General features: G+C 67.5%; 19 protein-coding genes, 1 tRNA gene and 1 pseudogene. 10 read left to right on the top strand and 11 right to left on the bottom strand.

The features are described 5' to 3' along the window. Window positions 1-93: 93 nt before the first annotated feature. On the top strand, window positions 94-327 hold the full coding sequence (locus tag HRU76_04395) for a hypothetical protein (GenBank protein ID QOJ16872.1): 234 nt from the start codon (window positions 94-96) through the stop codon (window positions 325-327). Further along, window positions 324-893: a hypothetical protein gene (locus HRU76_04390; protein QOJ16871.1), complete on the top strand. Its 570-nt coding sequence runs from the start codon at window positions 324-326 to the stop codon at window positions 891-893. The genes HRU76_04395 and HRU76_04390 overlap by 4 nt, the downstream gene beginning before the upstream one ends. An 844-nt stretch (window positions 894-1,737) precedes the next feature. Here HRU76_04390 and HRU76_04385 read toward each other — a convergent pair. Beyond that, a complete protein-coding gene (locus tag HRU76_04385) occupies window positions 1,738-3,063 on the bottom strand; it encodes a DUF1570 domain-containing protein (GenBank protein ID QOJ16870.1) in 1,326 nt (441 codons plus the stop codon). Between the two features lie 205 nt (window positions 3,064-3,268). Here HRU76_04385 and HRU76_04380 point away from each other — a divergent pair, with 205 nt between their 5' ends. Together HRU76_04380 and HRU76_04375 are read left to right on the top strand one after the other, a co-directional pair. Next, window positions 3,269-3,628 (top strand): hypothetical protein, encoded by a 360-nt coding sequence (locus HRU76_04380; GenBank protein ID QOJ16869.1) that lies wholly within the window; start codon window positions 3,269-3,271, stop codon window positions 3,626-3,628. 142 nt (window positions 3,629-3,770) lie between these two features. Further along, window positions 3,771-3,842 (top strand) — tRNA-Gly (locus HRU76_04375). Between the two features lie 38 nt (window positions 3,843-3,880). Here the strand turns inward: HRU76_04375 and mqnB are convergent. The 6 genes from mqnB to HRU76_04345 all read right to left on the bottom strand — a co-directional run bounded on the left by mqnB (window position 3,881) and on the right by HRU76_04345 (window position 12,387). After that, window positions 3,881-4,585: a futalosine hydrolase gene (gene mqnB, locus HRU76_04370; GenBank protein ID QOJ16868.1), complete on the bottom strand. Its 705-nt coding sequence runs from the start codon at window positions 4,583-4,585 to the stop codon at window positions 3,881-3,883. Between the two features lie 54 nt (window positions 4,586-4,639). Continuing rightward, on the bottom strand, window positions 4,640-5,296 hold the full coding sequence (locus HRU76_04365; protein QOJ16867.1) for a hypothetical protein: 657 nt from the start codon (window positions 5,294-5,296) through the stop codon (window positions 4,640-4,642). Window positions 5,297-5,466: 170 nt separating this feature from the next. Continuing rightward, window positions 5,467-6,693 (bottom strand): hypothetical protein, encoded by a 1,227-nt coding sequence (locus HRU76_04360; protein QOJ16866.1) that lies wholly within the window; start codon window positions 6,691-6,693, stop codon window positions 5,467-5,469. Between the two features lie 12 nt (window positions 6,694-6,705). After that, window positions 6,706-7,800: a terpene cyclase/mutase family protein gene (locus tag HRU76_04355; GenBank protein ID QOJ16865.1), complete on the bottom strand. Its 1,095-nt coding sequence runs from the start codon at window positions 7,798-7,800 to the stop codon at window positions 6,706-6,708. Between the two features lie 46 nt (window positions 7,801-7,846). Further along, on the bottom strand, window positions 7,847-8,584 hold the full coding sequence (locus tag HRU76_04350) for a hypothetical protein (protein ID QOJ16864.1): 738 nt from the start codon (window positions 8,582-8,584) through the stop codon (window positions 7,847-7,849). Next, window positions 8,581-12,387 carry a hypothetical protein gene (locus tag HRU76_04345; protein QOJ16863.1) on the bottom strand — a complete coding sequence of 1,269 codons (3,807 nt, stop codon included), beginning with the start codon at window positions 12,385-12,387 and terminating at the stop codon, window positions 8,581-8,583. Before HRU76_04345 ends, HRU76_04350 begins: the two co-directional genes overlap by 4 nt. Window positions 12,388-12,966: 579 nt before the next feature. Here HRU76_04345 and HRU76_04340 point away from each other — a divergent pair. The 4 genes and pseudogenes from HRU76_04340 to HRU76_04325 all read left to right on the top strand — a co-directional run bounded on the left by HRU76_04340 (window position 12,967) and on the right by HRU76_04325 (window position 16,906). After that, on the top strand, window positions 12,967-13,479 hold the full coding sequence (locus tag HRU76_04340; GenBank protein QOJ16862.1) for a hypothetical protein: 513 nt from the start codon (window positions 12,967-12,969) through the stop codon (window positions 13,477-13,479). Between the two features lie 286 nt (window positions 13,480-13,765). Next, window positions 13,766-13,888 (top strand): annotated as a pseudogene (locus HRU76_04335) (prepilin-type N-terminal cleavage/methylation domain-containing protein). 439 nt (window positions 13,889-14,327) lie between these two features. Continuing rightward, window positions 14,328-15,500 (top strand): hypothetical protein, encoded by a 1,173-nt coding sequence (locus HRU76_04330; GenBank protein QOJ16861.1) that lies wholly within the window; start codon window positions 14,328-14,330, stop codon window positions 15,498-15,500. 143 nt (window positions 15,501-15,643) lie between these two features. Further along, complete coding sequence (locus HRU76_04325) at window positions 15,644-16,906, top strand: hypothetical protein (GenBank protein QOJ16860.1); 1,263 nt, start codon at window positions 15,644-15,646, stop codon at window positions 16,904-16,906. Window positions 16,907-16,971: 65 nt separating this feature from the next. On the opposite strand, the gene HRU76_04320 is transcribed toward HRU76_04325, so the two are convergent. After that, window positions 16,972-18,744, bottom strand: coding sequence for an exo-alpha-sialidase (locus HRU76_04320; protein QOJ16859.1), 1,773 nt, complete (start codon window positions 18,742-18,744; stop codon window positions 16,972-16,974). A gap of 348 nt (window positions 18,745-19,092) precedes the next feature. Beyond that, window positions 19,093-19,701 (bottom strand): DUF1579 family protein, encoded by a 609-nt coding sequence (locus HRU76_04315; protein QOJ16858.1) that lies wholly within the window; start codon window positions 19,699-19,701, stop codon window positions 19,093-19,095. 303 nt (window positions 19,702-20,004) lie between these two features. Between HRU76_04315 and trkA the strand changes: the two genes are divergently transcribed. Next, window positions 20,005-21,342 (top strand): Trk system potassium transporter TrkA, encoded by a 1,338-nt coding sequence (gene trkA / locus HRU76_04310; GenBank protein QOJ16857.1) that lies wholly within the window; start codon window positions 20,005-20,007, stop codon window positions 21,340-21,342. A gap of 206 nt (window positions 21,343-21,548) precedes the next feature. Beyond that, window positions 21,549-23,099, top strand: a complete 1,551-nt coding sequence (locus HRU76_04305) for a TrkH family potassium uptake protein (protein ID QOJ16856.1) — start codon at window positions 21,549-21,551, stop codon at window positions 23,097-23,099. Between the two features lie 94 nt (window positions 23,100-23,193). Here the strand turns inward: HRU76_04305 and HRU76_04300 are convergent, their stop codons facing one another. After that, a complete protein-coding gene (locus HRU76_04300) occupies window positions 23,194-24,438 on the bottom strand; it encodes a methyltransferase domain-containing protein (GenBank protein QOJ16855.1) in 1,245 nt (414 codons plus the stop codon). Next, window positions 24,435-25,343, bottom strand: coding sequence for a TIGR00730 family Rossman fold protein (locus tag HRU76_04295; protein ID QOJ16854.1), 909 nt, complete (start codon window positions 25,341-25,343; stop codon window positions 24,435-24,437). The genes HRU76_04300 and HRU76_04295 overlap by 4 nt, the downstream gene beginning before the upstream one ends. Window positions 25,344-25,378 lie beyond the last annotated feature (35 nt).

Here is a 25,378-nt window from a genome sequence, read left to right as displayed (position 1 = left end):
GTGAGGGGCGGAATCCTTGAAGAAGGCGCCCTCACCCCAACGCTCTCCCAGAGGGAGAGGGGATTTCGGGATCGTTTCTAGAATAGTCGAACGATGGTCAAACCGACGGGCGACTTCATCGATGAACTCGAGTCGCGGAAGCGGCGGGCGATCGATGCGCTCACGTTCGAGCAGCGCGGGTGGGCGGGGCTTGGCATGTTCGACCTCGTCGCCGAGTCGATTCGGGCGGGCATACGCATGAAGTACCCGCACGCCGATGAGCAGGAAGTGCATGAGCGGTTCCTTCAGCGCATGCGCGAAGTCCGTGAGGGGCCGCGGCGGTCATGATCCAGTCGCCCGAGGCAGTCCAGTTGTTCATCGAAGCCCTGAACGAGCAGGGGATTGCCCACCTCGTCACGGCGTCGTGGGTCAGCAGCGCCTATGGCGACCCAGACGCGACATACGACGCCGACTTTCTCATTGAAGCAGCGCCGGATGCGATGGCGCAAGTGGCCCGACGCCTCGGGTCGGACTTCGAGCGCGATGCGCAGTTGTCGTTCGAGACGGTGACCGGCAAGGTGCAGCACAAGTTCCTGCATCGACCCAGCGGCCTGCTGCTGGAAGCGTTTGAACTGAGCGATGATGCCCACGATCAGAAACGCTTTGCCCGAAGAAGGCAGGTCTTGTTCCTGGATCGCATGACCTGGTTTCCCACGCCGGAAGATGTCGAGGTGCAGAAACTGCGGTGGTACGCGCTTCGCGCCCGTGAAAAGGACATGCGCGATGTGATCCACGTCATCGCGCGCCAGCATGATGCACTCGACTGGCCGTACGTCGAGCAGTGGTGCAGCGAGCACGGATCGGCGGAGCACCTCGCCGCGGCGCGCGCGGCGGCGGCGGAACTGGACGCATGAGGGTCAGGCCGTGAAGCGATGGGCCATCCGCATCCTGCTTTGTCTCGCCCTCGGCGTCGTGGCGACGGTGGGGGTGGCGTGGGGGATGGTGTGGCTGATTCAAGTTGATGACCCCAGCCAGGAGGTCTATCAGCCGTCACACGCCATCGAGTCGTCGGGAGAGGAAGACTGGGAGGTGTTCCGAGAGGAGCGCGTGGGCACAACGTTGGTTTCGAGCGCGCGATACGCCCACTTTCACAATGCCCCGAAGTCATCGTCACCCGCGCCCCATGAGTTGGTACCGGAAGTTGGCGGCCTTGAACATCCGCTTCCACAGTACGCATCAGGGGAGTGGGTATGCGAGATACGTTGGGTTGAGATGCGTGGCTGGCCGCTCCGGGCGCTTTGGTACGACGCGGGAAGCGTCATCGAGTTGCGGGGCACCGGTTGGGTGCCGAGGGGCCTGGCTGGCGGCATTGAACTGCCAAAGCCGAGCGGTCCACTGTCGAACATCTCCGAGTATCGACGCGCTCTCCCTTTCCGCCCCATCCTCCCCGGCCTTATCATCAACACCCTCTTCTACGCCGCCCTCTGGTTCGCCCTGTTCACCGGCATCGGCGCGGCGAAGCGCGCCCACCGCCGCCGGCGCGGACGCTGCCCGATGTGCGCCTACGACCTGCGGGGGCACGTGGGAGGAGTGAGGGGTGAGCCACCACCCATCAGGCCGGAGAGCGGCCCTCACCCCGGCCCTCTCCATGAGGGAGAGGGGGCACGAGTCGTCTGCCCGGAGTGCGCATGGAATCGCGATCGGGGAGAGAATGGTTGAACCATCAGCCATCAGCCAACCGCCAACAGCCGATAGTCCCTACCTCACCACCTCAATCGCGAACGTGAACTCGTTCGTTTCCATGTTGCGCACCCAGCGCACCTGCAGGTTGTTGGGGGCCAAGTCCACGGTGGTGAGCGTGGGCGGGAAGGGGTTGTCGCGGTTGAGCCGCAGTTCCTTGGGCTTCACGCCGCGCATCGAGGTCTCGGTGATCTTGAAGGCCGGCGCGGCGTCCTTCTTCGTCAGGTCGTCCGTCGGCACGGTGAAGAGGGCGTCATCTTCAGCGCTCAGCACCGTGTTGATGCCGTGCTGCGTCATCGTGTAGGTGAACTGGATCGAACGCAGCCGATCGCGCAGTTCATCGATCGTCTTGGGGTAGACCTTGCGACGTGACAGTTCGAGCAGGCCCGCGGCGAGAAACTCCGTCCGCTCCATCGCCGTGGTGAACGCGCTGGGCCTGGCCTGCGACATGAACGCCGCCCACTTGCGCTCGAAGTCCTCCAGATCATCACTGCGGAAAGCCCGCACGAACGACTCGTAGGGGTTGTATCCCGCATTGAGCAGCCGCAGGTACTGCCCGAACATGGCGTCGTAGCGGCCGCCGTCGCCGTACACCAGGAAGTGGACCATCGACCACGCCTGCTCGTACTGCACCTTGGCGCTGCCGTTCTGCACGGCGGCGTTCCAGGTAGCGCCGTCCATCTGCACCATCTGGCGGAAGGGGATGTAGGTCTTCTTCTCGATGGCGTCCTGCACGCTGCGCAGCACGCGCGGGTTGGTCTGGCCCAGCACCAGTTTGCCGTTGACCATGGCCGCCTCACCGAAGAACTCGGCCAGCCCCTCGTTCACCCACGGCGAGAGGTTGCCCCCGAACAGCGCGAAGGCCACCTGGTGGAAGCCCTCGTGCTGGATGACGTGATGGACGCGTCGGATGGGCAGGTTCTCCGTCCACAGCGCCAGCGCGCTGCCGCGCGGGTTGGAGAAGAACATGCCGCCGCTCCCCTGACCGTTGACGGCGTACTGGTTGCCCAGCGTGGCCACGTAGTCCGCCCGCTGCGCGAAGATCAGCACATCGAATGACGCGGGCAGATTCTGCCGCAGGTTGCCCAGCAGCCCGACATATGCCTCGAACGTTCGATCGAGGTGCTCGACCAGCGGCTTGAGCTGCTCCTGGGGCAGGTCGCTCTTGATGCGGTAGTAGCGACTGGTGACGACCGGGGCGCGGTCCCACCATGACCCCGTGGCGGCGGGAGGCGAGTTCGGCGATTGCTGCGCGTGGCCCTCCCACGCCGCCACGAGCACCGAGGCGGCCGCGATCAGCAGCGCGGCGAACAACCGGACCGGAATCAAACGGATCGGCGACATCAGTCCAAGTGTACTCCCGGCTCCGGCGTGGGGTGCGTCCAGCATGTCGAAGACCCCGATCCCGCTGATCCGGTGTCACCGAGAACCGACAACGGAACCCCTCAGGGAAACTTCCCTCATCGGACCAACTGGTCTTGATTGATCCGGATCGATTGGTATGTTTTTCGCGCCGCGTCTCGTTGGAGCGGCCGAAGGAGACGATGCCATGACGACCCTGCGTTTCGATCGCGCCCTGCTCGACGCCCCCGCGCCGGATGAGGCGTCACTGAGGCCCGCCGCCGCCGTCAGCCAGGCGGCGAATGAGGCGCCGGCAGCCCTGACCGATGAGGAAGTGGACCTGCGGGCCGACTGGGCTGGGGCCAGGTCGGTGGTCTGGATCATCCTGGGCGTGGGGCTGGTGTCGTTCATCCTGGCGGTCGTCATGTACGGCTGGGAGCTGGCCGGGCTCTGCACCATCGGGTTGACCCTCTACTCGCTCATCTTCGGCGCTCCCTTCTGGCTGGCGGTGGTGGATGCGGCGGCGCAGAACGAGCGTACCCGTCTGACGGGCGAGTCGGTCCACTGACGCGATGCGTGTTGGCGGCCGGTTGTCCGGGTGACGCAACGGCTCGCGTCGCTCGCTGTCACGTTGACTCGCGGTCGAGTCGTCAACGCTCGCGAGAGGTGGTTGCGTCACCGCGGCAGGCGCGTACAATCGAGCCGTGATTGCGGGTGTAATTCAGTGGTAGAATGTCAGCTTCCCAAGCTGAACGTCGCCGGTTCGAATCCGGTCACCCGCTTTGACGCGTCAGCCCACGGGGCCCTGCCTCCCACGGGGTCAGAGAGCGTCCGACACGGCGCGAACCGCGCGACCCAGCGCCTCCAGCGCGGCGGGGATGTTCCATCGCTGACGCGATCGGTCGCCCGTGGTGTTGCTGATGGCGCGCAGTTCAATCGCGGGCGTGCCCAGTCGCCGGGCGGCGTGCAGCGCGGCGGCGCCCTCCATGGCTTCGGCGAGAGCGCCGGTGCGGGCCGCGATGGTCAGCGCCAGGTCATCGGCGCCCGAGCAGGTGGCGACGGTGGCGATGGGCGCGACGGCGAACCCCGAGAACGCGGAGCCGCTCGTGGATGGCGCCTCCAGCGCCGCGCGCAGCCGCTCGATGGTCGACTCATGGCCCGGCACGGCGTTGCCCGGAAAGTCGCCCAAGGGGAAGCCCAAAGCCGCCATATCCTGAAATCCCGCGGGGGTCAGCAGTCCTTCCTCGGCGTAGACGCTGCGCGAGGCGAGCACCACGTCGCCGATCGCAAGGGGATACGTCAACCGTGATGCGCCGGGCGGCGTGGATGCGGGCAGCACGCCGGCGATTCCCGCGTTGATCACCAGGTCGAACGGACCATGGCGCAGGATGGTTTCCGTCACGGCGCAGGCGGCGTTGACCCGCCCCACGCCCGACACGACCACCATCGAGCCATCCCCCTCGCGCGGCGAGGATCGGATCGCCTGGGCTTCCTTCTCAACGGAGGTGATGAACAGGATGCGCATGGACCTGGCTGACGACGCGGGCGCCTCGCCTGACGGGGCGTCCGACGGGAGAACCTACTCCGGGCGGCTGCTCTCCCGCGTGCGCTTGAGAAGCTCCAGCATCCGCGCCAGCAGTTCCGGCTGATCCCGGTAGCGTTCGCGCACTTCCTTCTCGGCCTGGGCCAGCAGCCCGTCGAGGTCGGAGGCCGAGGGCGAGGCGACGCTTCCTGGCGCAACCGGCGCGCCGCTGCGCGCGGCATGCGGCTCGTCCGATGGCGACTGTCCGGAAGGCGACCGGGCAGTCGAACCGTCTTCCCCCGTCGCGAGGCGAGTTGGCGTCGAAGGCGAGGAGGCCGTCGCGTCCGCCGGTTCAGCGGACGGGGACGCATCGGTGGGGTCCAAGCGGGCGAAGATCGGATCGTCCGGGTGAGGCAGGGCGGGAGTGGCCGCCGGGTCGTCACCGGCGGGGCCGGCGCCGGTCAGGTGGCGGCTGATCGCGGCCAGCTCACGCCGGGCCTGGCGTTCATCCTCGCGGGCGAAGCGCAGCTCGTGTCGCGTGGCCTCGATCTCGTCCAGGAGCGCGCGGGCGTGCTGCTCGGCCTTGAGGGCGCGGGCGTTCAGTTTCTCGACCAGCAGGTCATGCGCCCGGCTTGAATCGAGCCGCAGCACCACGAGCCCGGCGATGACGAGCATCAGGGCCAGATGGACCGCCATGTGGATGCGCGAGGCCATGGATGACTCCTTTCCACCGGGCCATGCACCAGTGCGGCCCGCTGTCGTGGGCGACCCACTCGCCGCGATTCAGGTTGTATCGGCACGTGAGCGTGAATGAGTCGAGTTCGGCGGTCGTCGCCCGCGCAGTTTCTGCGCGGGCGAACGTGCGTGCCGCGAAGGGGCGCGTGCTATCGCCGGATGATCATCGGCTGCTCGAAGATCACCTGGTCCTGAATCGGGCCGTGCGCCCCCTCGGTGACTTCGATGGAGAGTTCCGCGCCGGACAGGTCGGCGTTCACCGCCACGCTGCGGGTTGCGGCGCTGAGCCGGGCGCGGAAGACCTCGCGGTCGTCATCGCGCACCACGACCTCGCAGTCCGCCCAGGCCCCGGCGTCGTCGCGAAGCCGCGCCACGGCCACGAAGCGCATCGACCCGGCGGGCAGCGTGTAGCGGGCCTGCATCGGGCCGGCGTACTCCACGGTTTTCAGGTCGAGCGCGGCGGGAGCGTCGGACACGCGCGGCGGCGTGATGAGATACCGCGAACGCGGACCTTCCACGTCGTGGGGCGTCATCGACCCCAGCGGGGTCAGCGCGCCGGACTGGAACAGAATCCCCGCCACGAACGCCAGCCGGTAGTTCTTCTCGTCCGCGGCGCTGCTGTTGAGAGGCAGCATGAAGCGCAGGTAGCCGTCCTCCGCCAGGCGAAGCCCCTCCACATCCACCACCGTGTCGTTGCGCAGCCAGAGCCGGGGCGTATCAGGAGCGGGGTCGCGGCGCGGGTTGAGCAGGCGGAACGCGCTGACGCGGGTCAGCGGCACCGCGGCCGACACGCCTTCGCGGTCAAGCGTGATCTCGTCCCCGAAGGACTCGATCAACCCCTCCATGCGATCGCCATTGGTCAGCAGCAGCACGTCGGCGTCGCCCGCGGGCGGTTCGGGGGCGTTGGGCGTCAGCCGCGCCCAGGCGAGGCGCTGCGCGGGGATGCGCAGCGACTCGAACCATGGGTGCTGCCAGGTGAGGACGCCCTCCCCGTCGGTCGAGCCGGGTCGGGCGCGGCCGGGCAGACGCTGGCCGTCCGTGAGAACCAGCAGACCTTCCGACCCCGGCGTGACGCGCACGTCCAGCGCGATGGCGGCGACGCACTCGCGCCGGTCGATCGATCGCATCGAGCCGCTACGGTCGCGCACCCGGACCAGGGCGTCGGTGATCTCGACCAGGGTTACTTCCTCCGCCGGGCGGGTCCGCTGGATGAGCAGAAAGCGGTCCGACGCCGCCGGCTGGGAGAGCGCGGGTCCGACGAGGGAGGCGGCGGACGCACCAAGCGCCTGGAGCAGCCCGGCCAGCAGCGCGACGAGCGTCGCGGCCGTATTCGAGGTGATCCGTCCCGGAGTGTTCGTGTGCGATGGCGTGTTCAAGCCGCGTCCCCGTTACTTCTGGAAGATGGGCAGATATCGCTTGGGCATCTGCAGGATGATGAGGGCCATCGCGGTGCCGTATGCCCCATTGGCGTAGTGGTCGGGCCACGAGCCGTTGCTGGACTGGCTGCGGACCAGTTCATCGCGGATGGCGGGCCACCACCTCTCCCAGTGCTTGCCCCCCGCCAGGTACATGGCCTGCACGGCGTAATAGTGGCCGTAGAAGTAGTGGGCCTCGCCGGTGCGGTTGGCGGCGCCGGGCATGGCGTTGCGGGCGATGTAGTCCAGCCCGCGGTCGATGGCGTTGTCCTCGTGAATGCCGGCGTAGAAGAGCGAGGCCACGCCCGCCGCGGTGCGGGGCCAGGCGCTGCCCCCGGTGCCCAGCATGTAGCGGAAGCCCCCGTCGTGGTTCTGGCAGTTGCGCACGTATTCGACGGCCCGGTCGATGGTTTCCTTGGGCACCTTGATGCCCGCGTTGCGCGCCGAGCGCAGGGCCATCACCTCGCAGATGGTGACGGAGATGTCCGCGTCGAAGGGGACCGGGTAGTAGCGCCAGCCGCCCTCGTCGTTCTGCGAGTTGATGATGAGGTGCGTGGCCTTGACCAGCGCCTCGCGCACGCGCTCGTCGCTGGGGTTCATGCCGTAGATTTCGCCAAGGAACAGGGCCGCGAAGCCATGTTCGTACATCGGCCCGTGCGAAGTGGTCTCGCCGACGATGAAGCCGGTCTCGGTGACGCGGTCGAGGATGAACCGGAGCCCCTTCTGCACCGCCTCGCCGTATTCCCCGCGCCCCGGGAGGTGGCCGTCGGACATGAGGGCCAGACAGGCCAGGGCGGTGACGCCGACGTTGGACTCCAGCCGCCCGCGACCGAAGGAGCCGTCGGACATCTGCTGCGAAAGCAGGAACTGGAAGCCCCGCTCCACGGCCTTGTCGGAGGCGTCGGTCATCTCACCGGCAAGGGGGTCATTCTGCGCTCCGGCGGGCGGCGCGCCCCCGGAACCCCCGGAACCCGCTCCGCCGCCTGGCGGGGGATCCTGCACGGCGACGAGCGGCGACGCCATTCCCAGCGCCGCGGCCGCGATGAGTTGGATGAGCGTGTGATGCATCAGCACTGGCTCCGTACGCCGACGTGCGTCTTCGCTTCAGCCGGGACTAGTTCGACGATTCCTCCGCGAGACGACGGTAGTACTCCTGCGTCAACCGGCGATAGAGCGCCGAGGGCTGGTCGCGCATGGCCTGCATCAACTGGTCGCGCACGCGCTCGGGCAGCGAGCCCCACTCCACCCCGCCCTCGGCCAGCAGCGACTTGAGCTCACCTTCCGGCTGCTGCGTGGGGGCGTTGGACTGCGTCGAGTCTGCCGGGTTGTTGTTGCGGCTGGAGTCGTTCTGGTCCGACGGCGACTGCTGGTTGTTCTGCTGCTGCTGGCGCGGCTGCTGCCGGTTCTGCTGACTCGACGACTGACTGCTCGACGAGGAGCTGCTGTTGGACTGCTCCTTGCGCGCGCTGGCGATCAGGTCGTCCAGCTTGCGGATGATCTCCTCCTGCACGCGCTGGGTGCCCAGTCCGGCGTCGAACTTCTCGCCCAGCAGCTCCGCCGACACGCCCATCTGGCGGATCGCGTCGCGGAAGTTGTCGGAGATCTCCTTGGCCCGCAAGGCGCGGTCGAGGGCGTCCCTGGCTTCGCGTTCGGCGGCTTCCGCCGCGCCGCGAGACGAATCATCCTCCTCGAGTCCCAGCAGTTCATCGAGGGACTTGGCGGCGTCATCCTTCTTCGCCTCGTCCTTCTTCGGATCATCCTGCCTGGGCGGCGCGGGCGGCGAGTCCTGCGCGAAAGCCGGCGTGCCGAGCAGCACCAGGGCCATGAGAACCGTGCGCGTGACGTGCTTCACTGGGCGCCTCCTTCCGTCGGGCCGTCGGTGCGCGGGTCGCCGGGCGGCGTGGGGCCGCCCTGCTGCTGCTGAAGCGCTTCGAGCAGCCGCTGCCCCAGCTCCAGCAACGACTGCTGCTGCCTTGACAGGTCGCGCAGCCGCTGACGCCGGGCGGCGTCGTCGAGGCCCGATGCCTCATTGAGCGTACGGGTCTCGCTGTAGATCTGTTCCTGCAGTCCGCGCAGCAGCTTCAACTCCGCCAGCGGAGGCACGAGCGGCTGGGGCTGCTGCTGCTGCCCCTGTCCGCCGCCCCCGCCGCCCTGACCGCCTTCGCCTCCCTGGTTGTCCTCCTCGAACTCGTTGGGCGGCGCCATCTCTTCTTCGAGCGCAGAGACGAGACGGCCGATCAGTTCCGCCACGCTGCGCTGACGGTCGGTCACGTGGATCGATACGTCCCCCTCGCGCAGCCGCTCGATGACCTGCAGGGCGGCGGCGTCCACCAGCCCATGCACGTGCGAGAACATGGGCGAGTCGCTGATCTCCTGCGTGCGGGCCTTGATCGCCTCCAGCGCCTGGCGGATTTCATCCTGCACGTTGGCGTGACGCCTGGCCTCGACCAGCGCGCGGCGATCCAGTTCGCCCTGCTGCTGCAGTTCCAGCGTCTGGTCGCGCAGAGCCACCTGTCGCTCGGCGAGGTCGCGATACCCGGCGAGAAGCTCCTCGCGCTTCTGGCGGACGAGATCCTCCTCGACCTGCTGCTCCAGCTCCTTCGCCAGGGCGAGGGCCTCCTTGAGCAGGTCAAGCGACCGTGTCTCGGCGCCTTCGGCCAGGTCATACGCGGGGGGCGCGGCCCGCAGGTGCGTGACGGCCTCCGCCTGGGCGTCCGCCGCCCGGTCCAGCGCGCGGGCGATGCGGGCCGCCTCCTGCCCGGCGGCGCGGGCCTCGCTCGCCACCGCCTGCGTGTTCTGGCTGAGCCGGATCATGGCGCGGTCGCGTCCGGCGGCGTCGATGCCCTCCTTGGCGCGGATGACCGCACCAAGCTCCGACTCCTGCACCGTCACCAGGCGCTCGATCGACTGCACCAGCGACTCCAGCCGACGCTGCAACTCTTCGGCACGGGCCCGCTTGCGATCAAGATCCTGCAGCATCTGCTGCAGGTCGTTGCGGACCTGCTGCTGCGAGTTCTGGGCGTTCTGCAACTGGTTGCTGCGCACCTGACGCGAGGCCTGCTCCATGGTGCGGTCGGTTTCGCGCTGCTCGGCGGTGTTGGCCGCGCTGCGCTGCGCCTGAGCGGCGGCGGGGTCCACCTGCTCCAGTCCTTCCGCCCGCTGACGCAGGTCGTCGATCAGGTCGCGCATGCGGGCCGCCAGCCCCTCCTGCCGCTGACGGATGCGATCGAGTTCGGAGAGCTCCTCCGGCTCCAGTTCGTCAAGCGAGCGTCCGGTGGTCTGGTTGCCCAGCTGCTGGGTTTCCGTCTGCAGCCGCTCCTGCTCCTGCAGCAGGTCGCGGATGCGCTGGTTCATCACCCAGGTGTCCTCGTTGCGGTCCAGGGCCTCGATCAGATCGCGCAGCTCCTCGCGCACCTCCTGCTGACGCTCGACGATCTCGCGGTCCCGCTCGTCCGGCTGACGCAGTTCGGGTTCGGGCGGCTGTCCCCGTTGTTCCCGCGGCTCACCGGCCTGCGGGTTCTGCTCCGCTTCACCGGCCTGCTGCTGTTGCTGGCCACCCTGCGGCTGACCGCCCGGCTGCTGCTGACCGGCTTGCCGCGGTTCCCCCTGACGCGGCGGCGGATTCTGATCCTGCTGACCAGGTTGCTGACGATCGCCTCTTGTCGTTGCGCGTTCACCCGTCGGCTCGCCCGAGGGGTTTGGCTGGCTCTGGTTCCGGTTCTGCTCCTGCGTCGCCTGGTCGCGCTGCCGTCGCTCGATGGCCGCCCCCGCCTGGGCGCTGGCGCGACCGGCGTGCTCGAGCAGATCCCGCGACTGCTCGACCAGCGACTGCAGCGTGGCGTCCTCGAAGCGGTTCATCTGCTGCCGCTGGCGCAGTTGATCCAGCGCCTGGAGCTGCTCGGCGAGCCGCTCGGAGATGCGCTCCTGCGCCCGGCTGACGCCCGGCTGCACGCCCTCGTCGATGACGTCGTCCTGCAGCTCCGCCTGCTGGCCTTCGAGGCGGATGGCGTTCTGACGCAGGGCCTTGAGCTCCTGCAGCAGGGCCTCGCCGAACTCACGCTGGCTGATGACGCGCAGACGCCTCGGCGCCGATCGCGCCCGGTCGTGCCTCACACCGTCGCGCTCGTACACGTCCTCGGCCACGCCGACGATTTCAATCACGTCGCCCTCGCTGGCCTGGAGCGCGGCAAGGTCCACGCGGTGCTCCAGACGCGTCATGGATTCCTGTGCCGCCTGCCACTTCTCGCCCAGCGGATGGGACGGCGCCTCGGGCGTCCGGCCTGCGCGGAACATCTCCAGGCCCACACCCGACAGGGCCACATCATCGCGACCTTCCACGATCACCGGCACCACCGCGGTGGGCAGCACGGTCTGATCGGAAGGCGGCTCGATGATGGCCACGCCTGGCTCGCGGTCGGTCGCCACGTCGATGCGGTAGGCGATCTCGTCGAAGTTGGAGAGCCCGTGCTCGTCCACCAGGTGCAGGTTGAGGGCGAGCGTGCGCTCCAGCGTCCATCGCAGCACCCAGACGGGTCGCTCGCCGTCCTCCACCACCAGGTCGGGCAGCGGACTATCGCCGGGCAGCCCCAGCGTGTCGCGCAGCCACGTCGCGTCCGAGGCGGACTCGACGGGGATCGGCTTATTGAGGGTCAGTCGCAGTTCGGCCCGCGAGCCGGCCAGCAGGGGGGCCTCGGTGAAGCCCCGCTCATCCACACCAGGACCCAGTTCCAGACGCGCCTGTGGTACGTGCGCTGCGGCGTAGGCGGGGGGCGTCACGAGCAGCGACGCCGCGAGAATCGCGGGGGGCGGCGAGAGGATGATCCGCTCCGGCTCCGTCTGCGAGTCGGCGGCGACGAAACGGAACTCGATCGCCTGGGCGTCGGTATCCACGAGCTGTTCGTAGATGGAATCGCCCTGGTGACGCAGGACGACTTCGCGCCACGGGCCAGGCGCGTCGGCTTCAACGAGCCGGTAACGGGCGATGAGTCGCATGGCCTCGGTGGCGTCGCCCGGCGCCTTGACGCCCCTGGCTCGCAAGGCCAGGGCCTGTCCGCGCGGATGGACGGTCACTCCCTGCATCATCGACGCGACGCCGGTTCGCGCTGGCCACTCCGCTCCGCCGAACGGCCAGAGCAGCCGCGCCGCCGCCGTGCCCGCCGAGGCGGGCGAGACGAGCGTGAGGATCGCCACGATCGCCAGCAGCACGCCCGCGATGGAGGCGTCGCGCCAGGTGCGACGCGGGTCGATGGCGGCGGCGAAGGGGTCGCCCGTCAGTCGCTGCTGCGTTTCTTCCACGGTGCGCTGCGCGAGCGGATTCGTCGTCGTCATGCCCGCGGCCACGAACTCGACGCTCGACGCCAGACGCCCAGACAGCCCCGGCGCCGCGCGCTCCACCCGCAGCGCCAGGTCCGTCAGCGTGGGGCGGAAGCCGATCGCCGGAACCAGCCGACGAGCCAGCAGCCAGCCCAGACCCGCCAGCCCGATCGCCAGCAACAGAGCGCGGAAGAACGGCGGGAATCGGAGGACGTAGTCCAGGAGCGAAAGCCCCAGTGCCGTGCCGAGCACCCACGCCCCGACCGTGCTGCCTCGCTGCAGCAGCAGCATGAACCGCGATCGGTCGCGCAGGCGGTTGAGTTCTCGGACGATCTCGCGCATGGGTGACTCCGACCGATGGACGCTGGTTTGCGGCGCGCTCGAGGGCCTCCTCACCTTTTACGCAGCGAGGCGGCCCCTACTCTATAGATTCATACAGGATTCGTTCGGCAAGGCGTTCTCCGGCACGGGAAAATGGCGAGGATCGCTTCCCAACCGCGGGAAACCTCCGGCATGATGGCCGATGGCCTGGCCCTTGGCCGGGATACCAGGACAGGGAGCCGTCACGGACTCTGAGCCCTTTTAGAGTGGAAACAGCTCGGGACACTCCCGGAACCCCTCGGACACCCCCGGACATCCGCAGGCCCCAGATGTGGATGAAGTGTGGATGATTCAGGTGGGGTGCGGTCGTTCGCCCCCGATGCAAGTGACCCCACTCTTCCCCTTTTTGCCCATCTTGACGGCTCGGTTCGGGGCCCGATCGGCGGTCAGCGGATCGATCGCAAACCTTGAAAAAATCGGATTTTCCACTTGTGGCGTCCACGCGGTCGGTTAGAATCGTCAGTGACCCTGCGGTGGGCTGGAGTCCCGTCGGGGGAGAGAGAAACCGACCAGAGTCTGAGACTGAGGGAGTAAAGAGAAATGAGAACGCTCACGACTGCGGCCCTTTCCATGATCTTCGCGGCGACGGCGAGCGCTGACATCGTTGACCTGTCCGGCTCCACGAGCGACGGTCTTGACGGTGCGGGTTCGAACACCGTTGTTCAGGTCAACCTGAACGCCGGCCAGGGCGCCACGGTGATCGGTTTTGCCTTCGCTCTCTCCTTCGAGGCGTTTTCGCCCTCGTGGGGTTCGGAGATGCGCATCCGCATCACCTCGCCGGACAACGTCAGCGTGGTCATCGCGGGCAACGCGCTGGGTTGGGGCAACAGCGCCGGTCGTTTCGTCGCCGGCGGCTCCACCAACGCCTTCAACGGCGGCAACTACAACGGCACCTGGACCTTCCGGTTCTTCGAGTCGTTCGATGACGGCATCACGCCTGATGGTCTGCACCGTGACGCGGTGTTCATCATCAAGCCCATTCCCGCGCCTGGTGCGCTGGCCCTGCTGGCTGGCGCCGGTCTGATCGGCGCCCGTCGGCGTCGTCGCGGCTGAGCCCTCGCTTTCTCTGATCTTTGCAGGCCCGTCGGCATGTGCCGGCGGGCCTGTTCGTTGGTGAGGGCGTTCCCCTCTTGACGGATGCACGGCGCAAGCACCGCCTGGCGCGTTCATTGGCACCCGCACGCTTCGCATTATCGGCACGCGGCGCGAAACCCTGCGGGCTGCAAGGGCCATCACCGGCGCGGATTGCCCGGGCGCGATGCCGTGCCGGGCGATCGTATCCGATAGTCGGAGTGAGCGCGCCGCGCCGGGGTCGGACGCGCCACGAGGTCCACCACCCATGTCGATCGACCGCCGCCGACACGCCGTCACGCGCTTCGCCCGACGCGGGTTCACCCTGATCGAGATTCTGATCGTGGTGCTGATCCTCGCCATCCTGGCGGCGATCGTCATCCCGTCGTTCGGCACGTTCAGCAAGGAAGCCCGTCAGGTGGCGTTCATCAGCGATGCCCGAATCTTCGGCGACGGCATTCTGGTCTATATGGCCAAGAGCCGCATGAACGTCCCCAACGGCAACACCGGCGAGCTCCCCGCCGAGCTGGAGCCCTACATCGACCCCGCCAAGTTCGCCGAAATCACCCCCATCGGCGGACGATGGGACACCGAGGCCGACAACTTCGGCATCTTCACGGCGGTAGGCGTTCACTTCAACGGCGACGGCGAGACGCAGAACGACGACTACATGCTCGAGGTCGATTCGCTCTTCGATGACCGCGGCCTGTTCGAGGGGAACTTCCAGAAGCTGGACGACGGGCGGTACTACTTCATTCTGGATCAGTGAGCCGCACACTCGCGCTCCGTCGCTTCCCGCCTGCTAGAATTGCAGCGGGAGCGGTAGGTGCATGAGCCATGTAGGGCGACCATCCGGCACATGGGAGTGGACCGCACTGCGTTGGTGGTGCGTGGTCGTGGCGCTGCTGACGTCGTGGGCTGCTTCGTCCGCGGTTGTCGCGCAGGAAGCGCCGCCGATCTCGCGGGGCATGTTCGAGGAACACGTCCACCGCCTGGAGTTGACGAATGAAGCGGACGCGGCGCGGGCCCGTGAAGTGTTCGACCGATTCACCGCCGACTATGACGCGTTGATGGCGGTCCACACCGGCTTCTACGGCTGGCGATCGGGCTTTGACCGTGTCGACCCATCCGGCACCTTGAATGAGCCGTGGTCACTCAGCGACAGCGTTCGGTTCATCAACGCCCGGCAGGGCGAGGTGGAGCGCCTGCTGGATCGGTACTTCCGCGACTTGCGAGAGGCCTCCCCTGGTCGCACGGCACAAGTGGATTGGCTGGAGCGAGCGTTCTACCGACGGCAGTCACTCGCTCAAGGGCGTGATGACTCCGGGAATCCTCCCGATCTGATTGCACTTGTGGAGGAGATTGCGCCTCACGCGCTGGAGGCGCCCGCCGTCGCCGTGCTGCTGCGGAAGTTCGAGGAGGCGATTCATGCGATCGCCCGCCCCGCGTACTCCGCCGCTCGAACCGCGGATCTGTCGCGGCAGCGATTCATCGCCGAACGTGATCTCGAAGGGATGACGGCGTGGTGGGTCAGGCGTCTGGGGTCCAGACCGGCGATGCGGGAGGTTGTCGCCCGCTTTGCGCCGATGATCGCCGGAGCGATGCCCGAGGAGAACGCCGAACGATTCCGGCGCGAGTACGAGCGTCGGATGTACCCGGCCATTCTGCGCCCCACGCGCATCGATGTGCTGATCGAGGCCGCGCTCGCACGTAACGACTTGAACGACGAGCAGCGTGAGCGGATCGAATCGATGCGGGCCGGGCTGGAAGCGCGTCGGGCCTCGGAACGCCGACGTCTCATGGCCGCCGAGGATGATCTGTACGGCACGCCGGGCGTGATGCGTCAGTGCGAGTGGCTGGCTCGCGCGATGCTTCAACTGGCGCCGAGCGGAGAGTTCGAGGAACATGCCCGCCACCGGGAAGCGCTGCAGGCCTATCGCGCCCTCGGCGCGGAGATCGAGGCGGAACTGGGCCGGGTTCTCGACGGGGAGACACGGGAATGATGACACCGCTTCCTCCTTATTGTGCAGATCGCCCCCAAGCGAGCCGCGACCGTGAGGGAGTGGTCCGTGGCACATGTCTGCATGGACTGGGCATGGTGCGAGCATGCCCGACGTTTCCTTGGCGACTCAGGGTGATACTCGCCATGATGATGTGGCTTGCCCCGAATGTCGTCGCCGCACAGGGCGCCATCCTCACGGACTCGGGCGAATCGGCACGCTCGGAACGAGTCGGCCTGCTGACGCCGGAGTTCCTCGCCCTGCCCGAGTTCCGACCGATGCTCACGTCGGCGGACTTTCAGTTGGCGAAGGAGCGTCTGCGATTCGATGATGACGCCGCCGCCGCGCTGTTCTCCGCGTTCTATGACGAATACCGGCGGTCGTTCGACGCAGCGCTGGCTCAGACGCACGCTCGCATGGCCGACATTCAGCGTCAGCGCAACGCCTGGCGCGCCGAAAACCCCGACCAGCCATTTCAAGAGCCCGATCTCGGCTGGCACGCGACGTGGGAGGCGTGGTCGGCGCGGCGCGCCGAACTCGAAGCGCAGCTGACCGAACGCATCGATGCGATGCTTGATTCTGATCGACGTGAATGGTGGCGTCAGATCAAGCGTGACGTGCGGCTGAGTACGTTCGTGGCGGAGCACCCCTGGCACCGGATTGCGTGGGCGTTTGACCCGAGGGTCATCTTCGAGGCGATCGGTGTGGAACCGGACTCGACGCCGAAACTCTCCGAGGCAGCCCAGCAGTGGATCGACGGCTACGCCGAGGCGGTGGAGGCGTATCGGCGGGCGAAGGTCGAACTCGACGAATGGCCGATCAGGCCCGAGAGTCAGCACCTGGCGCGGCGGGATCCGGCGAACCATCGCAAGGCGTGGGAAGATCGACACTATCGGACGCTCGACCTGATGTACGGCATCCGCGACGCGGCAGGGCGGTTCGAGCCCGTGATGGCGGCGCTCGATCCCGAGCAGGCGCGGCGTTTTCGGAGTGAGGTGGAGAGCCGCCGCCACCCCGGCATCTACGCCCCCTCGCCGATCGACATGTTGAGCGAGCAACTGGGCGCGATCGAGTGCCCGGAGTCGGTTCGCGCCGCGGTCGAGGCGATACTCACCTCGGCGATGGCCCGCCAGGATCAGATTCGAGAGCGCATGATGCGAGCCGTTGAGAGTTATGACGCCCCGACGCCCCGGCGTGAGTGGCTGAAGGCGATGACGGAGGCCGCCGACCCGGCTGAGATCGACGCGCTGAGGGCGCGTCGCGCCGCCGAGCACCCGGCTCGCCCAATCTGGTCCGAATACCGCAACCACGTCCACGCGACGTGTCGGCAGGTGCGGCTGGCGATGCCTCCCGACGTGCTCGACGGGCTTCCATCGGCGGTGCGATTGCTCCTGTTGTGGACGGAGTAGCTCGAAGCGGCGGTGCGCCACGGCGCGCCGACCGCTCCATGATGGTCGCGGCTCGTCCCTGGACCCTACTCCCCAACCTCCATCTTCACCTGATCAAAGTACGACTCAAACGTGAACGCGAACACCGGCGCCGTGACGACGTGGCGGATGCGGGCGCGGATCAGGCCGTTGTTGTCCACGTAACTGGCCGCGGGGATGCCGGTGATCGTCTCCACGCCCTCGGTGCTTCCCACGGTGTAGTTGCGCACCACGTCCCAGCGATTGGCGTTCCAGTTGCGCAGCCACACGCGGGCGGCGCCGGTGGGCTGGTTGATGCGCGACTCGATGGTCAGGTCGATGGTGGCGGGGTTCTCGACGCTCGTCACCCCGTCCACCTGCATGTCGAGGTTGTGCAGGTCGGTGAAGGTGCGTCCGAAGCCGGAGCGCGTGCGGTAGACCACGTCATCCGAGTTGCGCAGCGAATCCAGGTCGCCCGCCAGGCGAACGCCCGTGGTCACGCGCACGTCCGTGAGCGTGGACTGATTCTCGGGAAAGATAATGACGTTGGTGAAGATGTCCGGGTCGCCGGCTGAGGTATCCAGGTACACCGGGTAGATGCGGTTGCCGGCGGCGGCCAGCCCGAAGTAGTCGCCCATGAACTGGTTGGAGCGGTTGAGCCCGTCGTTGTTGCTGTTCCACGACTGGGGCGTGAGCCGGTGCTCGTGCCAGGTGGCTCCGGCGTCGTCGCTGTACATGTAGTACACGTCGAACATGCCGTTGATGACGTTGTCATTCTGCACGGTGTGGCGCGAGTCGGCGAAGACGATGTGGATGCGGCCGTCCTTGTCCACTTCGAGCCAGGTGAAGAACTGGTCGCCGGGCGGGTTGCTGTCGCCGTTGATGACGACGGGCGTGGTCCACGTCGTCCCCTGGTTGGTGGACTTGGTGAAGTAGATGTCCACGTTGCGGTTGCCGCCCACGAGGTTGGTGGTGTCGAAGTAGCAGGCGTAGAGGTGGCCGGTGTTCTGGTCCACGTCGAAGTAGAGCATGGAAGGGACGCGGAACTGGCCGGGGAAGCGTGAGCCGTCCTGCGTGCCCCACACGTCCATGCGTGTGGCGACGAGGTGGTCGGTGTAGGACGCGCTGTCGTTGAGCGAGCGGCGCAGGCGCATGCCCGATCCGCCGTCCCAGTAGGCCACGTAGACCTCGCCGTTGGGTCCGACGCGCGGCAGGAAGCCGAGCCCCGAGCCGAGGTTGATCGGCGCGCTCCATGTCGCGCCCATGTCGTCGGACCAGAGGATGCCCACGTTGAGCGCGATGAACAGCCGCGTGGTGTTGGGCTGGTTGAGCCGCGGGCCGGCGGCCATCCAGCACTTGTCGAGTCCGCCGCCCGAGCGGGCGATGACCGCCGGCTGGAACTGGGTGTCGCCGGGGTTGAGCCGGGCGACATAGAGGTGCGTGCCCCCGAAGGCCAGCGCCCCGGCCCACAGGGCGCCGGTTCGGTCGTCGTAGGCGGTCATGGGGTCGCCTTCGACGTTGGTCTGAAAGCCGGGCGGCGGGCGAAGCAGGAAGTCCGTCCACGTCTGCCCGCCGTCAAAGGAGAGCGCGAAGCCGGAGTTGATGATCTCGCTGGCGGTGGAGCGGCGCCAGTCATTCCACCCCGCCACGATGACGTTGGGGTTGAACTCGCTGGCGGAGACGGTGGTCTCGTTGGCGGCGAATGTTCCGCCGCCGGGGTCGATGCGCTTCTGTGGACCGATGATCGGTGGTTGAGCCAACGCGGCCGCCGCGGGCAGGAGAGGAAGCGCGGCGAGGAGGGCGGCGGATGGCAGCCGGTGAATCAAGGTCCGAGAACGCATCGTGTCTTCTCCGAGTGTCAGCGTTCACAGAATACCCGATCGGCCGGATGAACCAAACAGGAATCCCGCGGAGCGGCGTTTCCTTCCTTCGTGCGTGGCCGGAGCGTTTCATCCACCGATGGACACGGAGAAACGGGGATGTTTCAGCGCGGGTGCGGGCAATCCGATCGGGCGGTTCGGGTTCGCGGCAGACCCCGAGCGGCACGAAAAAAAGCCCCCTCCCATGCGGAAGGGGGCCGATCAGGGCGAGACGCCTGGGCGGATTGAGAACGCCCGTTTCGATCTCCATCGTCGTCCATCCGCGTTCATCGGTGGACGCTTCTCTTCTCGCAGAGAGGCGGGCGCCGGTCAGTCCTTGATGCGCTTGTAGGTGAGCTTCATGGTCAGGAATTCCTTGCCGTCCGGCCCGGGGCCGTACATTTCCATGACCAGGGTGTCCTCATCAACCACGCGTTCGATGGAGCGGTACTTGACGTACTTGCCGCTCATGGGGTCGGGCATCATGCCGTGAAACTCGTAGGTGTTGGGGCCGGTGGCGTCGCCTTCCATGGTGACGATGCCGGTGCTCATGTTGTCCACCCACATGGAGGTGTGCTTCTTCTTCATGCGGTCGTAGCCGTTGAGGCCATAGCCCTCGAAGTTGCCCATCGGGCCTTTGCTGGTGTGGTGCCCGCCGAGGAATCGGCCGTCGAGGAGCATGGTGAAGTCGGCGGTGCCTTCAAAGGGCGGTCCCGCGACGCCGGGAGTCACCCAGTGCTCGCCGATGAAAGTCCACGACCCTTCGCGCTTGGCGTACATCTTGTGCTCGTCGGAGGGGGTGCCGTACTTCTCCATGGCCTCCTGCCACATCTTCTCCATCTGCTCCATGTCGGGCGGATCCTGCTGGAAGGCGTTGGCCGCCCCGAGCAAGGTGACGCACCCGAGCGCGAAACCGCCGATGAACGAGCGAATCCTCATGACGTATCCTTTCTGCTGTGGTTTCTGAGCGAGCAGCCCCGCGACCGGCAAACGAGCCGGCCCCCTGCGAACCCTGCGTCCGCCCTGCCCGAGGCATTGTCGCATGCCGTGGGACGGATGATACCCGTACATAATGCGAACATCAAGGGGTTTTGGCGAGGTTCCCGGAGGGTGTACGATGATCCCCACGGGGTCAGGCGCCCGCGACCCTGATCAGGGCCTGCGGGAAGGGGTGGCGGGGCCCGGATGGGGGTTGGTGCGGGAGGTTGTGACCGGGGTCAGACCACTCGCCGGAAGAACGACATGGACATCATCATCTGCGGAGCCGGCGAGGTGGGCCGACATGCGGCCGAGGTGCTCGTCGCCCGCGACAACAGCATCACCATCATCGACACCGACCGGGCCCGGCTGGCCCAGGTGGGCGACACGCTGGACGTGCGCACCCTGGCGGGCGACTGCTCGCAGGCCCGAGTCCTGCTGGAAGCCGGGGCGGCGTCGGCGGATCTGGTCCTGGCCACCACCAGCAAGGACGACGTCAACCTGATCACCGCCTCGGTGGCCAAGGGGCTGGGGACGCGCAAGGCCATCGCCCGCGTCCACCAGAGCGACTACTTCGAGGGACGCGACTTCAACTACGAGAAGCACTTCAGCATCGACCGGCTGATCTGCCCGGAGTACTCCACCGCGGTGGCCATCGGGCAGACGCTGCGCAATCCGGGGGCGCTGGCGATCGAGAACTTCGCCCGCGGGCAGATCGAGATGCAGCAGATTCCCGTGTCGCGCGAGGCCGACGCCCTGGGGATACCCCTGGCGCAGCTGCGGCTGCCCAAGGGAACGCGGCTGGCGGCGGTGGTGCGCAAGCAGGGGGCCTTCGTCCCCGCCGCCGATACCGTGGTGGAGCCGGGCGATTCCGTGGTGCTGGTGGGCGATCCGGCGCACTTTCCCGTGGCCCGCAGGATGTTCCACGACGACAAGTTCGGGCGGCGGCGGGTGGTCATCATGGGCGGGCCGCCCATGGCGGTGTGGCTGTGCCGGGCGCTCAAGAACCGCAACATCTCGATCCGGCTCTTCGAGACCAACAGGCAGCGCGCCCAGGAGCTGGCCCGCGAACTGGACTGGGTCACTGTGCTGCAGGCCGACCCGACGGATCGCACGGTGTTCGAGGATGAGCGGATCGGCGATGCCGACGCCTTCGTGGCCCTGGCTCATGACGAGGAGAACATCCTCGGCTGTCTTCTGGCCAAGAGCGCAGGGGTGCGTCAGGCGGTGGCGGTGGTGGAGCAGTCCAAGTACCTGCACGTGCTCAAGCGGCTGGGCATCGACAAGCCCTTCAGCCCGCGGGCCGTGGCGGTGCGCGAGATCGAGCGCGCCATCGACGAACGCCCGCTTACCCAGCTCGCCTCGCTCGCCGAGGGTGAGGTGGACGTGTACCGCGTGCGCATCAAGGCCGCGTCGGAGGTCGTGGGTCTGCCGCTGCGCGAGGTCAAGCTCAGCCCCAACTGGATGCTGGCGGCGATCCAGCGCAACGGCGCCATCCACGTGCCCGGCGCCCAGGACGTCATCCAGGTGGGAGACACGCTGCTCGTGGTGGGGCGTCACGGCAAGGAGGAAGCCCTGCGCAAGGTGCTGGACCTGCGATGAGGATGATGAAACCACGGATGAACTCGGTCCGCATTGAAGAAGTCCACCGAGGAACACGGATGAAGTGGATGCCGCAGAAAAGGCCGAGTTCTGAGTTTCATCACCGATGACAACAATCCGAGCCCAATCCCCCAGAGCCAGCCGCCCACGATCTGTTGTTCCATCCAGTTGATCCGTGTTCATCTGTGGATGATTCCTGAAGCACCATGAATCTCCGCCTCGTCGTCAACCAGTTGTGTGCCCTGCAGATGGTGCTGGGCGTCGTGCTCCTGCTGGTCGCGGGCGGTTTCTACCTCGTCCAGTGGTTCCGCGGCGAGGAGGTCAACGCCGCCGCCAAGCTGGCGCTGTTCTTCGTGGGCGGCGGAGGACTGGTGGGAGCGTTCTTCGTGTGGTGGATGACGCGCCCGCCCAGGGGCGGCTCTGAGGATGTCGGCCGGCGCGAGGCCCTGCTGCTGGTGGCCCTCTCCTGGCTGCTGGGGGCGGGGTACGCCGCGCTGCCCTTCTGGGTGTGGGCGCATCTGGATGACGCCGTTCCGCCGGGCCACCCTTTTCTGAACTACGTGGACTGCTACTTCGAGTCGATGAGCGGGCTGACCACCGTTGGCGCCAGCGTCCTCACCGACATCGAGGCGGTCCCGCATGCCCTGCTGCTGTGGCGCGCCTTCACGCAGTGGATCGGCGGCGTGGGCATCGTGGTGGTATTCATTGCGGTGCTGCCCAGCGTGGGGGTGGGCGCCAAGCGGCTGTTCTTCAACGAGGTCTCCGGCCCGGTGGATGAGGGCGTGATGCCCACCATCCGCTCCACCGCCCGCGTGCTGCTGCAGATCTACTCGGGCATGACCGCCGTGCTCATCGTGGCCCTGCTGCTCTGCGGCATGTCGTCCTTCGATGCGCTGTGCCACGCCCTTTCCACCATCTCCACCGGCGGCTTCAGCCCGAAGAACGCCAGCACCGGCCACTACGACTCGGCGGCGGTGGACATCGTCATCACCATCTTCATGATTCTGGGCGGGGTGAACTTCGCCTTGTACTACCACCTGCTGCGACGGAAGTACGCCGAGGTGCTCGCCGACCGCGAACTGCGGTTGTACTTCGGCATTCTCGCCGCCTGCACCATCGTGGTGGCGGCGGGCATCGTGGGGCGCGTCGTCGTCAAGACCACGGGCGAGCATGTCGAGGCGGGCGTGGGCTACGCGCTCCAGGCGGCGGTGTTCAACGTCGTCTCCGTGCAGACCACCACCGGCTTCGCCACGGCGGACTTCGATCGCTGGCCTGATGAAGTCCGGGCCGTCATCGCCTTCGTGTCCATCCTTGGCGGCTGCGCCGGGTCCACGGCGGGCGGGCTGAAGGTGATCCGCCTGCTCATCATCATCAAGGCGCTCATGGCCATTCTCGAGCGCGCCTTCCGCCCCAGCGTCGTTCGACCCGTGCGCATCGGTCGCAGCATCGTCGATGATGAGGTCCAGCTCGCCTGCATGGGCTTCGCCGTCGGCATGGTCATCCTGCACGGCGTGGGAACGCTGCTGCTCTATGTCTTCGAACCGCGAGGCACGCTCGACCTGACCACCGCCATCTCGGCCAACTTCTCGACCTTCTGCAACACCGGCCCCGGCTTCGGCAAGGTGGGGCCGATGGCGAACTACGGCTGGATGACCGATGGCAGCAAGATCACCCTGAGCATGATGATGCTGCTCGGGCGACTGGAGATCGTGACGCTGGTGGCCCTTGTCACCCCGCGGTTCTGGCGGCGCGTGTGACGTGCTCCGCATCCGATAGGACTTCCGCTCGCTCGCGGTCGCGGCTCACCCGGCCACCGCGGCGGTTCACTCGGCGCCTCGGGCGCTTGCGGTGTCACGACGCCCCGGACTTCGCCACCAGGATCACGTCCCGATACGGCGCGCCGACGCGCCCCGCCTGGGCCGGCGCGAAGCCGCACGTGCGTACCTGGCTGGCCAGTTCATCCAGCGTGTACTCGCAGATGTGATAGATCGCATCGGACCATCCGCCGTACTGCCATTCGGGCGTGACGACCGCCAGCACCCCGCCCGGCTTGAGGACGCAGCGGAGATCCTGCAGCACCGCCACCGGGTTGGGCAGATGCTCGATGACATCCAGCATGACGGCCACATCGATCGACGCGGCGGGGATCGGCAGGGGCCCTGGTTCGACGGGTCGAAACGCGGGACGCGGGCCGGGGTAGGCCTGCTGGTCGGTCTTCTCACGCGCCTGGGCGATGGCGGATGATTCCACATCCACGCCGGTCACGCTGAAGCCGCGCTGGGCGAACAGGTGCGAGAACAGCCCGTCGCCGCAACCGAAGTCGAGGAGTGCGAGTCCGGCGACGCCCGATGTCCCGCGGCTGAGCAGCGTCGTCGCCTGCTCGGCGATGAACTTCACGATGGCCTCGGCCCGCGAGCGGTAGGTGGGAACCTCGGCGTAGGACTTCCAGTGCAGCGCGGGGCGGGATTCGTACTTGAGATAGCGGGCCGGGCCGCCGAGAAACCGGGCGTTCCACAGCAGCCCCGTGCCGGCGTGCAGACGCCTCACGGCGTCCAGGTCGGGCGAGCGCCAGTCGAAGCCGAAGCGAAGGACGAGCGACTCGTGTTCCGCGGCGGAGCAATCGACCTTGGCGTCGTCCGCGACAATCACCTCGGGAAGGGTGATGATGCGCCAGCCGCGACGCCGCGCTTCCAGGCAGGCGGCCAGCGCGTCCAGCGCGCCGGAAAACGCGGTTTCGCCGCCGAGTTCATTGAAGAGATCGGGACGAACCGCCATCACACCGCCGGTGATGGCGTCCACCTCCTCCGGGTAGCCGAACGCCTCGGCGGGGAGTCCGCGACCGATCGAGTGGAAGCCCTTGGGGTGGATGACCATCTCGCCCATCGAGTGCAGGCGGCCGTCGTGGGAGAGCCGCTTGGCGCCCACGATGCCGGCGCGGTGGATCGTGACGAGCGCGCGTGCGAACGCCGGCAGGGGGTCATCCGGCCGCACCTCGCCCGCGCTGGCGGCATGCAGAAGCACGACGTCATCGGTCCGTCGGAGCGTGCTCCACGCGGGGGCGGCCGCGGTCGAACGAGGTGTTGACGTTGGCGTCATGGCGTGCTTCCTGGGCCGCCCGATCGTTCACTCCCGCCGCCCGGTGAGGCGGCGACTGGCTCCACCACCGGCGCGGCGGCGGCTCGCTCGCCCAGGTACCAGTGCGGCCTGGGCGCCGCCGTGCGCCAGGTGAAGCCGAATCGTCCCGTGGCCGCCTCGACGACGTGAGCCACCGCCTCGCGGGGCGAGTCGGTGACGAAGATGCGCTCCATGTCCCTGGCGTCGATGGTGCCCTGCGCCACGAGCCGGTGATTCATGAAGTCCAGCAGCGGCTGCCAGTATTCGCGTCCCATGAGCACGATGGGGAAGTCGCGGATCTTGCCGGTCTGGATGAGGGTGGCCGCCTCGAAGAGTTCATCCATGGTGCCGAACCCGCCGGGGAGCACGATGAAGGCGTAGGAATACTTCACCAGCATCACCTTGCGCACGAAGAAGTAGCGGAAGGTGATCCAGCGGTCGAGGTAAGGATTGGGCTTCTGCTCCATGGGCAGGACGATGTTGCAGCCGATGGATGTGCCTCCGGCTTCCTTGGCGCCGCGGTTAGCCGCCTCCATGATGCCGGGGCCTCCGCCGGTCATGACGGTGAACCCCACGCCGGCCAGCTCGGCGCCGACGCGCCGGGCGAGTTGATAGTACTCGTTGTCCTCGTGGAATCGTGCCGAGCCGAACACCGTGACGCACGGACCCACGAAGTGAAGACGCCGGAACCCTCGGATGAACTCCATCAGGATGCGGATGGCGCGGAAGAATTCGAAGCGGCGGGTGCGCGGGCCTTCAAGAAAGTACTGCTCCTCAGGCGTGCCCGAGGCCTTGCCCCAGCGCGGGGGCCTGCCGTTGTGGTCGGGCCTCGACGGTGCTCGGTCATGCGGATTCCCGGCGCCGCGGCCGCCCAGGTCATCGTTCATCGCGTGTGAACTCCTTCGTCGTCCTGACACTGTAT

The organism is Phycisphaeraceae bacterium (assembly GCA_015709595.1).
Taxonomy (GTDB): domain Bacteria; phylum Planctomycetota; class Phycisphaerae; order Phycisphaerales; family SM1A02; genus CAADGA01.
This window is presented reverse-complemented; position numbering and strand designations above follow the sequence as displayed.

Excerpts from the sequence above, each read along its gene's own strand:
- HRU76_04395 (QOJ16872.1), top strand. The coding sequence starts at position 94 with ATGGTCAAACCGACGGGCGACTTCATCGATGAACTCGAGTCGCGGAAG.
- HRU76_04390 (QOJ16871.1), top strand. The coding sequence starts at position 324 with ATGATCCAGTCGCCCGAGGCAGTCCAGTTGTTCATCGAAGCCCTGAAC.
- HRU76_04385 (QOJ16870.1), bottom strand. The coding sequence starts at position 3,063 with ATGTCGCCGATCCGTTTGATTCCGGTCCGGTTGTTCGCCGCGCTGCTG.
- HRU76_04380 (QOJ16869.1), top strand. The coding sequence starts at position 3,269 with ATGACGACCCTGCGTTTCGATCGCGCCCTGCTCGACGCCCCCGCGCCG.
- mqnB (QOJ16868.1), bottom strand. The coding sequence starts at position 4,585 with ATGCGCATCCTGTTCATCACCTCCGTTGAGAAGGAAGCCCAGGCGATC.
- HRU76_04365 (QOJ16867.1), bottom strand. The coding sequence starts at position 5,296 with ATGGCCTCGCGCATCCACATGGCGGTCCATCTGGCCCTGATGCTCGTC.
- HRU76_04355 (QOJ16865.1), bottom strand. The coding sequence starts at position 7,800 with ATGCATCACACGCTCATCCAACTCATCGCGGCCGCGGCGCTGGGAATG.
- HRU76_04345 (QOJ16863.1), bottom strand. The coding sequence starts at position 12,387 with ATGCGCGAGATCGTCCGAGAACTCAACCGCCTGCGCGACCGATCGCGG.
- HRU76_04340 (QOJ16862.1), top strand. The coding sequence starts at position 12,967 with ATGAGAACGCTCACGACTGCGGCCCTTTCCATGATCTTCGCGGCGACG.
- HRU76_04330 (QOJ16861.1), top strand. The coding sequence starts at position 14,328 with ATGAGCCATGTAGGGCGACCATCCGGCACATGGGAGTGGACCGCACTG.
- HRU76_04325 (QOJ16860.1), top strand. The coding sequence starts at position 15,644 with ATGATGATGTGGCTTGCCCCGAATGTCGTCGCCGCACAGGGCGCCATC.
- HRU76_04320 (QOJ16859.1), bottom strand. The coding sequence starts at position 18,744 with ATGCGTTCTCGGACCTTGATTCACCGGCTGCCATCCGCCGCCCTCCTC.
- HRU76_04315 (QOJ16858.1), bottom strand. The coding sequence starts at position 19,701 with ATGAGGATTCGCTCGTTCATCGGCGGTTTCGCGCTCGGGTGCGTCACC.
- trkA (QOJ16857.1), top strand. The coding sequence starts at position 20,005 with ATGGACATCATCATCTGCGGAGCCGGCGAGGTGGGCCGACATGCGGCC.
- HRU76_04305 (QOJ16856.1), top strand. The coding sequence starts at position 21,549 with ATGAATCTCCGCCTCGTCGTCAACCAGTTGTGTGCCCTGCAGATGGTG.
- HRU76_04300 (QOJ16855.1), bottom strand. The coding sequence starts at position 24,438 with ATGACGCCAACGTCAACACCTCGTTCGACCGCGGCCGCCCCCGCGTGG.
- HRU76_04295 (QOJ16854.1), bottom strand. The coding sequence starts at position 25,343 with ATGAACGATGACCTGGGCGGCCGCGGCGCCGGGAATCCGCATGACCGA.